Source organism: Neisseria elongata subsp. elongata (assembly GCF_900113545.1).
Classification (GTDB): domain Bacteria; phylum Pseudomonadota; class Gammaproteobacteria; order Burkholderiales; family Neisseriaceae; genus Neisseria; species Neisseria elongata.
The window spans coordinates 147,498-161,104 of the sequence record NZ_FOPS01000001.1 but is presented as its reverse complement, the minus strand read 5'-3'; the positions used below and the strand labels follow the sequence as shown (position 1 = coordinate 161,104).

Sequence of the window (13,607 nt, the reverse complement as noted above, 5' to 3'; positions counted from 1 at the left end):
TTATAACCCGGAAATATCACGCGGAATGCGTTTGAAGATAATATTGGACTGTTTTAACTGCTCGTCCGTCAAAACATTGGTATCGGCATAAATAACCCATTGTTCCGGTTTTTCAGACAGGCCTTCGGCATTCAGCGTGTTGAGAAAATCCCAACTGAGCGCCGTGGTATGCGGTTCGTAATAAAACACATACGCCGTACCGTTTTGATAACCCAAAGCGTGGGGTGATACGCCGTTGTCCGTGTGCCAAATATCTTTCAAACCTTCGGTATAGCCGATGTATTCACGGATGGCGCAAAGTGGTGCTTTGGGATTGAGATTGTCATCTTGAAAAAGCGGTTCCCCCACAGTGTAAAACGAAAAGCCTCCGCCTGTACCGTTTTGGGTTTCGGGTTTTGTACCGTAGCCGTTGATAACACGGCGGATGCGCTCGGCAGTAATATTTTCGGCATAATCCATCATTTCCACACCAATAAACCGGCGGTTGCCGCCGTCTTTTTGATTGAGCGACAACACGGCGTGAGCAGTGGTACCACTACCTGAAAAGCTGTCTAGGATTAAGGCGTTTGGGTTATCTATAAGGCAAATCAAATATTCAATCATTGAAACATTTTTTGGATATTTGAAAACGCCTCGTTGTCCCATAATTTCGTTTAACACCAATACTCCATTGCTGCTTGAAAACTCCAAAATGCTTCTGGCGTTAATTCGATTGGTCATTCGGTAAACCAAAGAATTTCCAATACTTTCTACATTCCTTTTTTCCACAAACGTTCTTTTGTGTACACGGTACGAATTTTTTGTTTCTTTGATCAAGATGTTTTTATTGTTGGAATTGAATTTTTCCAAAGACCAAGTCCAGCAACCTAATTTTCCACGAACTTGTGGAGGTCTAATTGGAATAAATCCTTGATTAATCAAATTAAAATCATCGGTGTAGATTTCGTTAAGATGGTTAGATATTTTGGCTCGTTCGACATCGTAATCAACCACTGCAATACTTTTTTTAGTTTCAGGATTATAGTAAATCGTATAACCGAGATTGGGGCGTGCATTTAATTCTCCCCCATCTCCCCGAGTAGTAATCGTGTCATTTAAATAAAAAAATTCCCCATTCTCTTCAAAAACTTCTTTTATTTTATCGTTCGCTACGGAGACAATATCGATCGGACTGGAAGAATTTCTTTTGTAATACACTAAAATGTATTCATGGTTTTTTTGAATATTTGTCCTATCATTTTTTGAATTAAGTTTATTGTGAACAAAGCAGCCAATAAATCCCTCGCCAAAAATCTCATCACAAATCAGTTTCAGGCAGGCCTGTTCATTATCGTCAATACTGATAAAGATTACTCCATCTTCGGCCAGTAGTTGTTTCAACAGCTTTAACCGCGGATACATCATGCACAACCATTTATCATGGCGACTGAAATCCTCACCCTCTTTGCCTACCACTTCACCCAGCCATTTTTTGATACGGGGGTCATTCACATTGTCGTTATATACCCACTTTTCTTCGCCAGTATTGTACGGAGGATCGATATAGATGCAGTTGATCTTGCCGCCAAATTCTGGCAACAGTGATTTAAGTGCTAACAGGTTATCGCCGTGGATCAAAATATTGTCGCTGCGGTTATCGGGCGAACCGGCAGCCGCGTGAAAATCATATTGCTTGTTGAGAAGATGAAACGGCACATCCAGATGATGCAGTTTGACTTGAGCTTTTCCTTGCCAAGTTAATTCGGGCATTTTGTACCTCCCGTATCACTTGACAAAAAATCAGCACAATGAGTTGAATTCTTTAGACAATTATTTGATGTGAAGTATAATTGCGTGCGTGCGTGCGTGCGTGCGTGCGTGCGTGCGTGCGTGCGTGCGTGCGTGGCATAAGTTGCATCCTAAAAATTAAGAAAATATTAATGTATCTAAATGACAGATGTACTAATAGATTTGGATTGTACCAACAGAAACACAAGTCAGGTGGAAGTTGCCAAGCAGGCTTTGTAAATAGATGAAGCATATTCTTCGATACTCGGCCAGCTATGCTTCATTGGCCTGATATGAAATCTCCCGTGTGGAGGAATATTTTTCCAAATTCCTTTTGACCGAGCAAGCAAATGCAGGATTTTTTTTATTTCTTCAGCCTTCATTGAACTTGCTCCATATATCATAGCAGCAGTTAAGGATTCTGATTCTCTTTGTTCAAACTCCACCAACCAAAATAGCATATTATCTATATTGAGTTCGGTAATTAAAACTCTTCTTGGAGTTTTGACTAGGTTGGTTGTTGTTGCAGAAGTATCTAAATAAGACCATTGACTGCTACGATTAGAAGTTAACGGCATATATAGGGTCGGCCATACTTTTGCCGTAACACCTCTATCCTGATAGTTCTCTGATAAATATCGGACAGCGGCCATCATATTTTCAAAGGTAGCAGGCAGAGCTTCGGAACGACTGTGAGAACGTAGCTTTTGAGCGATGCCTGTTTCTTTTCCAACATTAATAGAGATTGAAATGGGGGTAGTTTTGGACTGTCCTGATGTACCGTCGCCGGTTCCCAATGCTGTGGTCGATTCCGATGGCGGCAAAAACAGTAAGTCTGTTTTTCTATAATTACAAAACTCTTTTTCAGGCTTGATGAGTTCTTTATTCCAAAGATCTCCAAAACGTTCTTTTACATAGTCAATAACCATTCTTTTCATATTCTGCACAGGTTCTTCTATGCTATGCAGTTTTTTTGAAGTATCAGATTTTAATCCCTGGTTCCTTAGATAAGGACGTTTATTTGATTCCGGTAGATCAGTTTCTGGAGATGCTTGCCTGCCATCATTGTCTCTAATAACCACTAAATTAGAAAAAGGAAAGGGAGCAGTACAACGCAATAATTCTAAGATTAAGGTACGAACTTTTCCACCGCTCGTAAAACTTAGGCAGCGTGCAGCCCAATCTGTTTTTCCTTGAAACGGGAAATTAGTTTCCGGCATCGGCTGATGATACTTCCCCACTGATTGTTTGACTAACGAACGATGAATTTGGAAAAATCCCTGCTGTGCATTTTTGTCCCTTAAAATCCTACCCAAAACCCATCCCTCATTATCGTAAAGCCATTGTCGTAAATGGATTATGAGAATCTTGGTTTTTGAATCAAAACCGCATCGTTCACCGATGATTTGATCGAAATTAGTTTCATATGACCCCAAAAAAGCAATCTTGGCCAAATTGGTTGAAATGGCGTAATAAAAACGAATAACTTCAGCAACGGGAATAATGATTGAATAGGGATCTCCATCAGATTCAATAGCCAAACATCTTGCAGATAATCCATTTTTGAAACCGCCAATATCAAAGGCAGCTTTATTGATGATATAACCGGTTTGATCTTTATGCGCTGCTTCAATCAAACGTACAGAATCTTCAGCTATGTTAACGTTTGGTAGATTACTAGGCACGATAACTTGGTAATCCAATAACTTACCGTTTTTCCAAAGAGAACCGATAGTAAGTACCGGCAGTTGTCCAACACCAATAGTGCAGCATATTCGCTCTTTATTTAACCAGCCAAAATCAGCAATAGACGTTTTGTCTGTTACTGATACAGGTCTGAGATAAACGTCGATGGTCGGTTCCGTAGGTACGTTATCGTTTTTTCGTACTGCTCCGAACCAATCAATTCTCCAAACTCTTCCGTCGTTGGGAAATTCTTTAATCTGGATCACCGGCATCTTGTTATTCCATGTTAGCACCATTTAGTGATGTATAGCACCAAAGAGCGATGTTCAGTATCATTTATTGTTAGAATTCACACATTCGCGCAGTGCTTCGGCTGCTTGTTCGTCGGCATGGTAGCTGGAGCGTACCATTGCGCCGCAAGCCGCGTTGGTAAAGCCTTTGGCGTATGCTTCACGTTCAAATTGTTTGAACATATCGGGGGTAACATAGCGCAAAACGGGTAGGTGGCCGTCTGAAGGCTGCAGATATTGGCCGATGGTAATCATTTCGATATTGTGCGCCCTCATGTCATCCATGATTTCGCGTATTTCATCGTCTGTTTCGCCCAAGCCGACCATGATGCCGGATTTGGTTGGGATGTGCGGCATCATTTCTTTGTAGCGGCGTAAAAGTTCGAGTGAGTGTTTGTAATCCGCGCCCGGCCGTGCCTGTTTGTAGAGGCGCGGGTGCGTTTCGAGGTTGTGGTTCATTACGTCGGGCGGGGTTTGCGCCAAAATTTTTAATGCAATATCTAAGCGGCCGCGGAAATCAGGTACCAGGATTTCGATTTTGGTGGTGGGGCTGGCTTCTCGGATGGCGGTAATGCAGTCTGCAAAGTGTTGCGCACCCCCGTCGCGCAAGTCGTCCCGGTCTACCGATGTGATGACGACGTAGCGCAGTTTCATGGCGCGGACGGAGTTGGCTAAGTTTTGCGGTTCTTCGGGATCGAGCGGGTTTGGTCTGCCGTGTCCGACGGCGCAGAAGGGGCAGCGGCGCGTACACATGTCGCCCATAATCATGAAGGTGGCCGTGCCTTTGCTGAAGCATTCGCTGATGTTGGGGCAGGCGGCCTCCTCGCAGACGGTATGCATTTTTTGTTCGCGCAGGATGTCTTTGATTTCGAAAAATTTCTTCGGATTCGGCAGTTTGGCGCGTATCCATTCCGGTTTTTTCAGTTTTTCTTCCAGCGGAACGACTTTGATCGGGATGCGGGCGGTTTTTGATGCGCCGGTGTGTTTGACGCCTTGTCGGTTGTCGAGAGGGTTTGTTTCTGTGGTCATTCGTGTGGTGCTTTCGTTTTCAGACGGCCTTCCAAGTAGCCCGTCAGTTTTTTTGCTACTTCGCCGAAGGACGGAGCAGGGCGGACGTATTCGGCGATTTGTGTCATTTCCAAACCGGCGTAGCCGCAGGGGTTGATGTGGGTGAAAGGGCTCAGGTCCATGTCGATATTGAGGGCCAGGCCGTGATAAACCGAGCCGTTTTTTATCCGTAGGCCTAGGGAGGCGATTTTTTTGCCTTGCACATATACGCCGGGGCGTTGCGGGTCGGCGTTGGCGGTGATGTCGTAGTCGGACAGGGTATCGATGATGCTGTTTTCCAGCGCGGATACGATGTTGCGGACGGAGGTTTTACGCCGCTTGAAATCTATCATGGTATAGACCACCAGCTGGCCGGGGCCGTGATAGGTGATTTGCCCGCCGCGGTCGATTTGGACGACGGGTATGTCGTCATGTATCAGCAGGTGTTCGGGTTTGCCGGCCAAGCCTTGGGTAAAGATAGGGTTGTGTTCTACCACCCACAGTTCGTCTTCGGTATCGGCAGTACGCACGTCGTTGAAGCGTTTCATTTTTTCGAACACGGGTGCGTAGTCGCATCGGCCAAGGTGTACGGTTTTCATTATAGTACGACTTTCACCATCGGATGGGCCGTCAGGGAACGGTAGATGTTGTCGAGATGTTCCTGGCTTTCGACATTTACAGGCATGGTGATGCTTTGATAATTGCCGCTGCTGCTGTCGCGTATAGTCATGTGGCCGTGTTCGGCATCAGGGGCGTGCTGTTGCACAGTTTCCAGCACTTTGGCGGGAAAGTCTGGGTGTTTGTCACCCATAATTTTAATCGGAAAATTACACGGAAATTCGATGAGGCTTTGTTTTTTTTCAGTCATTTTTGGTTCCTTGCTGGTTTTCAGACGGCCTGTAAGTAATGGAAGGCCGTCTGAAAAATAACGGTGCATATTCTAGCGCAATCGGCGTTTGAAGTCTGCCTTAAATAAGTTTCAGACGGCCTAAAATCAAGCCTTGAAAAAAACTAGGTACAGCCCAATGTCCCGCCCCTAGATTCGTAAAGGAAGCAAAAACTATGGCTAAAACCCAATTATCCGATGATTACCGTGCACTGGCTTTATTACCGTTGCGCGATGTGGTGGTATACCCCCATATGGTTCTGCCGCTGTTTGTCGGCCGTGCCAAATCGATTGCCGCACTGGAACAGGCAATGGAAAACGACGAACCGGTTTTTTTGCTCGCGCAAAAAAATCCGAATGATGAAGAACCTAAAGCCGACAGCCTGCACAAAATGGGGACAGTGGCCAATGTCCTGCAGGTGTTGAAACTTCCTGACGGCACGGTAAAGGTGTTGGTGGAAGGCATCCGCCGCGCCCGTGCGCTGACGGTGGAAAACGCCGGCGATTATTTTTTCGCCCATGTGGAAGAAGTCGAAGAAGTTTCCCGGCCGGATCGGGATATGGAGGCGTTGCGCCGCACGTTGTTGAATGAATTCGACCAGTTTGCCAAGCTGAACAAAAAGATTCCGGCGGAAGTGTTGGGCACGATTTCCGGAATTGAGGACAACGGCCGTCTGACCGATACCATCGCGGCACATTTGCAGTTGAAACTGGAGTCGCGCCAAGTGGTTTTGGATAAGGTCGATGTGGCCGAACGGATGGAATTCCTGCTCGGCCAGCTTGATGCCGAACTCGATATCCTGCAAGTGGAAAAACGCATCCGTGGCCGTGTGAAGCGGCAAATGGAAAAATCCCAGCGCGAGTATTACTTGAACGAGCAGGTTAAAGCCATCCATAAGGAATTGGGCGAGGAAGACGAACGTGCCGAGCTGGACAAGCTGGAAGCCGACATCAAAGCTGCAGGCATGAGCAAGGAAGCTGAAGGCAAGGCTTTGTCGGAATTGAAAAAATTGAAAATGATGCCGCCGATGTCGGCGGAATCGACAGTGGTGCGGAACTATATCGACACTCTGTTGGAATTGCCGTGGAAGAAAAAGACCCGCGTGATTAAAGATATTGCCAAGGCCGATTTGGTGCTGAATGCCGACCATTACGGCTTGGAGAAAGTGAAAGAGCGCATCTTGGAATATCTGGCTGTGCAAAAACGCAGCGACAAACTCAAAGGCCCGATTTTATGCTTGGTCGGCCCTCCGGGTGTCGGTAAAACCTCGCTCGGCCACTCAATTGCCAAAGCGACGGGCAGGAAGTATATCCGCATGGCTTTGGGCGGTGTAAAGGATGAAAGCGAAATCCGCGGCCACCGCCGTACCTATATCGGTTCGATGCCGGGCAAAATCATTCAGGGCATGATTAAGGCCGGAGTGAAAAACCCGTTGTTCCTGCTCGATGAAATCGACAAACTCGGCAATGATTTCCGCGGTGATCCTGCCAGCGCGCTGCTGGAAGTCCTCGATCCCGAGCAAAATCATTCGTTTGCCGATCATTTTGTCGAAGTCGATTATGATTTGAGCGATGTGCTTTTTATCGCCACTTCAAACAGCATGAATATTCCGCCGGCCTTGCTCGACCGTATGGAAATCATTCGTTTGTCGGGATACACAGAAGATGAAAAAATCAGTATCGCCATGCAGTATCTGGTTCCCAAGCAAATGGAGCGCAACGGTGTGCGCGAAGGCGAAATACGGATTGAGGAAGACGCCGTGCGCGACATCGTGCGCTATTACACTCGTGAAGCAGGCGTACGGTCTCTGGATAGGGAAATCGCCAAAATTTGCCGCAAAGGTGTAATGGCCGCACAATTGGCGGAAGACGCACAGAAAACGAAAACGCGCAAAAGCAAACCAAAGGCCATAGTCGTTAATGCTGAAAATTTGTCTGATTATCTCGGTGTGCGCCATTACGATTTCGGTGTGGCCGAAAGTGAAAACCGGGTTGGACAGGTTACCGGCTTAGCATGGACGGAAGTGGGAGGCGAATTACTGACCATCGAAGCAGTGGCTTTGAAAGGCAAAGGCAATATTGTCCGCACGGGCAAACTGGGCGATGTAATGCAGGAATCGATTACCGCCGCGTGGAGTGTCGTTCGGTCTCGTGCAGACGGATTAGGGTTAGCCGCCGATTTTTATGAAAAACACGACATCCATATCCATGTTCCCGAAGGTGCAACCCCGAAAGACGGGCCCAGCGCGGGCATAGGCATGACTTTGGCCATGGTTTCCGCATTCACCAATATTCCCGTGCGCGCCGATGTGGCCATGACCGGGGAGATTACGCTGCGTGGCGAAGTGCTGCCCATCGGCGGTTTGAAGGAAAAACTGCTGGCGGCTTTGCGCGGCGGTATCAAACATGTTTTGATACCGCAGGGCAATGTGAAGGACTTGGAAGAAATTCCGGACAATGTGAAGGAAGGTCTGACGATTCATCCGGTGAAATGGATAGACGAAGTTTTGGCGTTGGGTTTGGCATACCAGCCCGAAACAGCCGAAAACGCCGATAACGGACAAGTGGGCGGTTCAAAGCCAAAGTCAAGCGCAAAAGTCCGTAAACACTGAGTCGGGTTGTATTGTGTTGCAAAAGGCACCGGCGGTGGGCAATTTGGCTGAAAAAGCCCCCCGTTCATGCCTTTTGCCTTGACACGGCAAATTCAGCCTTGTTATAAAGGCGCGCCATAAGCAATCCGTATTCCAAAGCAGGGTTTGTTTTGGAATCCTTTATTTTTTAGACGACAGAAAGGGACTTAACCGTGAACAAGTCTGAATTGATCGAAGCAATGGCTCAAGAAGCCGACATTTCTAAAGCTGCAGCCGCCAAAGCATTGGACGGTATGGTCAATGCCATTACCGAAGCCCTGAAAAAAGGCGATACCGTAACTCTGGTCGGTTTCGGTTCTTTCTACGTGGGCGAGCGTGCGGAGCGTCAAGGCCGTAATCCTAAAACCGGCGAGCCGCTGACCATTGCTGCAGCCAAAACGCCAAAATTCCGTGCCGGTAAATCTTTGAAAGATGCCCTGTAATTTGGTTTGGAAACAATAAAAGGCCGTCTGAAAAATTCAGACGGCCTTTTATTGCCTATATCATTGATGCGGAGTTTGAGCCGGCTGAGACAGCCGTCCTGCCGTGCCGTAGGCCAAAACTTCAACCGTACCGACTGCACCGCCTTGCTGCGGCTGGTGGATATTGCCTAAAGAGGCCGTTTCCAATTTGAAGTTCAACACGGCATTTGCCCCTTTCGCTGCAGCCTGTTCTTTTAGGCGCAGTACGGCTTCGCGCCGTGCACGGTCGAGCAAGGTTTCGTAACTGCGGATATTGCCGCCGAAAAAATTGCGGAACGCTGCCAGCATACGGCGGAAATAATCGCTGGAAACGACGACTCCCGCGTAAACCAAATCCCCGCTGCTAAAGTCCTGCGGCGGTTTTTTTACGGGAATTACCATGATATGCCGCAGCGCAGCTTCCCGCGCCTCGATATCGGCATAATGCTTCCGCTCAATATGGCGGCCGGTGAAATAGGTGATAATCAGCAGCCATACCGGCCACAGGTATATCAGCAACAGGATGACGGAGAACTCATCGTTGTCGTTCGACATCATCTCCTCCTATTCCAAAACTACAGCCGTACCGTAGGCAAAGATTTCGGCAGCCCCTGCCGCTACGGATGCGGTGGAAAAACGCACATTTACCACGGCATTGGCCCCGGCCTGGCGCGCCTGTTCAATCATACGGGCAAGCGCCTCATCACGGGCTTCGTTTAAAAGCTCGGTGTAACCTTTCAGTTCGCCGCCAACCAGGTTTTTCAAGCCGGCCATAAAATCGCGTCCGACGTGTTTGGCGCGCACGGTCGAACCTTGGACCAATCCCAAATGGCGGACGATGGTGCGGCCGGGAACGGTTTCAATATTACTCAATAACATCATATTTTCCTTTTCATTATGTTCGTATTTCATACGGGCCGCCGTTGCTGAAACCTATGATGGTTCCGTTTTAGATAACGGCTGCGCATCATATCATTTCCGTTAGCGTCCAAACAATTCGGCCACCATCCTTGCTTCTTCTTCCGTATAGGCTTCTCCGTTGAGTTTGGTGCTGAGGGCGAATTCCCCACTCAAATGCTGCTTGCCACAGGCTTCCCGCCAGCCCTGCAAACGTTCTTGGTCGGTTGTTTTGTTTTTCAGACGGCCTATTGTCCGGGCAGCCTCTTGTTTTTTCGATTCCATCATTCTATTCCCGTATCCGATGAATGGGTTCCCATCATAAACCTGTTTTTCCGACTATTCCAAATTGTTACCGAAACTTATGAGAATAGTTTTTGACAAATATTCCAATAAAAATAAGCAAATATTAAATTTTACAATTAGCATGATTGCAGTAAGCAAAATCTGTCGATAGAATACTAGATATGGTATTAAGAGTGTATAAAAAATACTATATCTAGTATTTGAGTGATGAAAATGTTGAAATTCACAATCGAGCAAATCGTATGGCAGGAAGTGCCGGGTGAAGTGTCGCTGGCGTTTCTGTTTTCCGGCTGCCCGCTGCGCTGCAAAGGCTGCCATAGCGCCGATGCGTGGAAAGAGGGTGTCGGCACGGAATTGACCGAGGATTATTTGAGAGGCCGTCTGAAACGCTATCGCGGGCTGATTAGTTGCGTGTTGTTTATGGGCGGGGAATGGCAGCCGGAAGCCTTGCAGAAAATGTTGGGCATCGTGACGCAGGCGGGTCTGAAAGCCTGTTTGTACACCGGTTTGGAGCGTGAGGAGCTGGAGGCGGTTTCAGACGGCATCCTGCCTTATCTGACGTATCTGAAAACCGGCCGCTGGCAGATGGAGCTGGGCGGCTTGGACAGCCCGACAACCAATCAGAAGTTTATCGATTTGCGTACGGGCGAGGTGTTGAACCGCTTGTTTATCAAAGACAAACCCGCGCCCAAAATCATCCCGATTACGACTCAGCCGCAGGCGGCCGCTTTTCAGACGGCCTGAGGCTTTTTCATCCAACCCACACAGGAGGACTTAACATGATTCGGCTGCATCCCGAACAGTTAAACGGCAAACTGCAATTCATGCACGACTACATCAGCGCGCAAAACGCGGCGGACGGCTCGAAAATGGACGCCAACGCGAACGTTACCCAAAAAAACATCGCTACGATGGAAGCGGAAATCATGAAAGACTTTTTCGTGCAGATTAACCGCGCCCAAGTGTCGCGCAAAATCGCCGAAATTTTCGACCAATCCGTCGCCGACGAATACATCCGCCAGATTGAGGCGCATGAGATTTATGTGCACGACGAAACCAGCCTCAAGCCTTATTGTGTGTCGGTTACGCTGTATCCCTTCCTGCTCGACGGCTTAAGCAAACTTGGCGGCGAATCTAAGGCGCCGCAACATCTGGCTTCGTTTTGCGGTTCGTTTATCAACCTAGTGTTTGCCATCAGCGCGCAGTTTGCCGGCGCGGTGGCGACGGTGGAATTTTTGACCTATTTCGACTACTTTGCCCGCAAAGACTACGGCGACGATTATTTGGAGACGCACGGTAAAGAAATCGCCAACCACATGCAGCAGGTGGTGTACAGCATCAACCAGCCAGCTGCCGCGCGCGGCTATCAGAGCGTATTTTGGAATATTTCCGTTTACGATCAATACTATTTCGACGCGATGTTCGGCGATTTCGTCTTCCCCGATTTCAGCAAACCGGTGTGGGCGAGCGTGGCGAAGCTGCAAAACTTTTTCCTCAAATGGTTCAATCAGGAACGCACCAAAGCCGTTTTGACCTTCCCCGTCGTGACCGCTGCGATGCTGACCGACGGCGGCAAATGCAAAGACACCGTGTTCGCCGACGAAATGGCGAAAGAATTGGCGGAAGGCAATTCCTTCTTCGTCTATCTTTCCGACAACCCCGACTCCTTGGCTTCCTGCTGCCGTCTGCGCAACGCCATCGAAGACCGCACCTTCAGCTACACACTTGGTGCGGGCGGCGTGGCGACCGGTTCCATCAACGTCATCACCATCAACATGAACCGATTGGAGCAAGACGGGCGCGACCTTGCCGCCGAAGTTGCCAAAATCCACAAATACCAATACGCCTACCGCAAACTGATGGAAGAATACCAAGCCGCCGGAATGCTGCCCGTTTACGATGCTGGCTTCATCACGCTGGACAAACAGTTCCTCACCATCGGCATCAACGGCATGGCGGAAGCCGCCGAATCGCAAGGCATCAAAGTCGGCTACAACGACGATTACATCAACTTCGTCCAAGGCCGTCTGAAAACCATATTCGAAGCCAACCAAGCCGCCAGCAAACACTACGGCGTGAAGTTCAACACCGAGTTTGTTCCCGCCGAAAACCTCGGCGTGAAAAACGCCAAATGGGACAAAGCCGACGGCTACCAAGTCAGCCGCGAATGCTACAACTCCTATTTCTACGTCGTCGAAGACGAAGAAATCAACGCGCTCGACAAATTCCTGCTGCACGGCAAAGAACTGGTGGACTGGCTCGACGGCGGCTCCGCGCTGCACCTGAACCTCGACGAAGCCCTGCCCGAATCCGGCTACCGCTCGCTCTTGGACATCGCCGCACAAACCGGCTGCAACTACTTCTGCGTGAACGTGCGTATCACCATCTGCAACGAATGCGGCCACATCGACAAACGCACCCTGCACGCCTGTTCTACCTGCGGCTCGCACGACATCGACTACGGCACCCGCGTCATCGGCTATTTGAAGCGCGTATCCGCCTTCAGTAGCGGACGGCGCAAAGAACACGCGCTGCGGCATTACCACCGCAAAGCGGCTTGATGGCTGAACGTTAAAAGCAGTTGCAAAAAGTTAGGGACGGGGCTGTCCGGGATGACTCGGGCAGCCTCAAAGTTTATCGAAAACAGCGGCAAGAAGCCCTATCCGCACGATTCGGAGCGGCAGGGGAACGGAATACGGCGTTCTACAAAATTCCAACAACATCAGGTGTAAAAAAGGGAGCGGGTAGGCCAGGTTGAAAAAATCTTATCTTCCTGATTGGCAGTGCTGTTATCATCCGACCTTTTTACCGTCGGATTGCATCCGGCCGGGTTTTCCATTGCCAGCAGTGTAAAATATATGAGACACAAACGCCAACGCCATGAAAAAATCATCCGTTTGGTGCGGGAGCGCAGTTTTATGCCGGTAGAGGCTTTAGCCTCCGAATTGGATGTTACGCCGCAAACCATACGCCGCGACATCGGCGAATTGTGTGCAGACGGCCTGCTGCAACGCTATCACGGCGGTGCGACTTTGGGTGATGCCGCGCTGAACGACACCTACCTGCTGCAAAAAAAACGGCAGCAGAATGAAAAAGCCCATATCGCAGATTTGATTGCGGCAGAAATTCCCGACGGCTCCAGCCTGTTTATGAGCATCGGGGCAACCATAGAAGCCGTGGCGGCGGCCTTGATTAAAAATCACCGCAACCTGCGCATCATCACCAACAACATCCATGTGGCCGCCTTGGCATCCGGCCGCAGCGACTACACCGTCATCATCACATCGGGCGTGGTCCGGCCGGTGGACGGCGGCATTACGGGCGTGGCGACGGTGGATTTCATCAACCAGTTTAAAGCCGATTATGCCATTCTCGGCTCGTCGTCCATCGAAGCCGACGGCTCGCTGCTGGATTTTGATTTTAAAGAAGTCAGCGTGATGCAGGCCATGATGCAGAACGCGCGGACACGTTATCTCTCGGTCGAACACAATCAAACCGGCCGTACCGCCTTGGTGCGCGTGGCCGCCATCACGGAGTTTGACAAGGTGTTTTCCGACCGGCCGCTGCCCGCCGCCGTGGAAAAACAATTGCAGGACGGCGGCATTCCCTTTTATTCCGCAGAAAGATGAGGCCGTCT

At 49.0% G+C, this 13,607-nt stretch carries 13 protein-coding genes; 5 read left to right on the top strand and 8 right to left on the bottom strand.

Translation table 11 applies throughout. From position 1 onward, the window contains the following. The 5 genes from BM261_RS00850 to BM261_RS00830 form a co-directional block, all read right to left on the bottom strand. Positions 1-1,749, bottom strand: a complete 1,749-nt coding sequence (locus BM261_RS00850; RefSeq protein WP_074894254.1) for a site-specific DNA-methyltransferase — start codon at positions 1,747-1,749, stop codon at positions 1-3. Between the two features lie 227 nt (positions 1,750-1,976). Beyond that, the gene (locus BM261_RS00845) at positions 1,977-3,725 is read right to left on the bottom strand and encodes a hypothetical protein (protein WP_240317895.1); all 1,749 of its coding nucleotides are present in this window, start codon (positions 3,723-3,725) and stop codon (positions 1,977-1,979) included. Positions 3,726-3,785: 60 nt separating this feature from the next. After that, positions 3,786-4,772, bottom strand: coding sequence for a lipoyl synthase (gene lipA, locus BM261_RS00840; protein WP_074894250.1), 987 nt, complete (start codon positions 4,770-4,772; stop codon positions 3,786-3,788). After that, positions 4,769-5,389 carry a lipoyl(octanoyl) transferase LipB gene (gene lipB / locus BM261_RS00835; RefSeq protein ID WP_074894248.1) on the bottom strand — a complete coding sequence of 207 codons (621 nt, stop codon included), beginning with the start codon at positions 5,387-5,389 and terminating at the stop codon, positions 4,769-4,771. The genes lipA and lipB overlap by 4 nt, the downstream gene beginning before the upstream one ends. Further along, the gene (locus BM261_RS00830; protein ID WP_049254417.1) at positions 5,389-5,658 is read right to left on the bottom strand and encodes an HP0495 family protein; all 270 of its coding nucleotides are present in this window, start codon (positions 5,656-5,658) and stop codon (positions 5,389-5,391) included. Before BM261_RS00830 ends, lipB begins: the two co-directional genes overlap by 1 nt. 194 nt (positions 5,659-5,852) lie before the next feature. Between BM261_RS00830 and lon the strand changes: the two genes are divergently transcribed. Both lon and BM261_RS00820 read left to right on the top strand, forming a co-directional pair. After that, positions 5,853-8,288, top strand: a complete 2,436-nt coding sequence (lon, locus tag BM261_RS00825; RefSeq protein WP_074894245.1) for an endopeptidase La — start codon at positions 5,853-5,855, stop codon at positions 8,286-8,288. Between the two features lie 191 nt (positions 8,289-8,479). After that, a complete protein-coding gene (locus tag BM261_RS00820) occupies positions 8,480-8,749 on the top strand; it encodes an HU family DNA-binding protein (protein ID WP_003770633.1) in 270 nt (89 codons plus the stop codon). 60 nt (positions 8,750-8,809) lie between these two features. Here the strand turns inward: BM261_RS00820 and BM261_RS00815 are convergent, their stop codons facing one another. The 3 genes from BM261_RS00815 to BM261_RS00805 all read right to left on the bottom strand — a co-directional run bounded on the left by BM261_RS00815 (position 8,810) and on the right by BM261_RS00805 (position 9,949). Continuing rightward, complete coding sequence (locus BM261_RS00815; protein ID WP_240317894.1) at positions 8,810-9,325, bottom strand: YbjQ family protein; 516 nt, start codon at positions 9,323-9,325, stop codon at positions 8,810-8,812. 6 nt (positions 9,326-9,331) lie between these two features. Then, complete coding sequence (locus BM261_RS00810) at positions 9,332-9,649, bottom strand: YbjQ family protein (RefSeq protein ID WP_256205685.1); 318 nt, start codon at positions 9,647-9,649, stop codon at positions 9,332-9,334. Between the two features lie 99 nt (positions 9,650-9,748). Further along, positions 9,749-9,949 (bottom strand): hypothetical protein, encoded by a 201-nt coding sequence (locus tag BM261_RS00805; protein WP_049250504.1) that lies wholly within the window; start codon positions 9,947-9,949, stop codon positions 9,749-9,751. A gap of 228 nt (positions 9,950-10,177) precedes the next feature. Between BM261_RS00805 and nrdG the strand changes: the two genes are divergently transcribed. From nrdG to BM261_RS00790, 3 genes are all read left to right on the top strand, one after another. Continuing rightward, entirely contained in the window at positions 10,178-10,714 is a 537-nt protein-coding gene (nrdG, locus tag BM261_RS00800) for an anaerobic ribonucleoside-triphosphate reductase activating protein (protein ID WP_074894241.1), read from the top strand. Between the two features lie 35 nt (positions 10,715-10,749). Continuing rightward, on the top strand, positions 10,750-12,531 hold the full coding sequence (gene nrdD / locus BM261_RS00795; RefSeq protein ID WP_074894240.1) for an anaerobic ribonucleoside-triphosphate reductase: 1,782 nt from the start codon (positions 10,750-10,752) through the stop codon (positions 12,529-12,531). A gap of 297 nt (positions 12,532-12,828) precedes the next feature. Next, entirely contained in the window at positions 12,829-13,599 is a 771-nt protein-coding gene (locus tag BM261_RS00790) for a DeoR/GlpR family DNA-binding transcription regulator (RefSeq protein WP_049250430.1), read from the top strand. Positions 13,600-13,607: the final 8 nt, after the last annotated feature.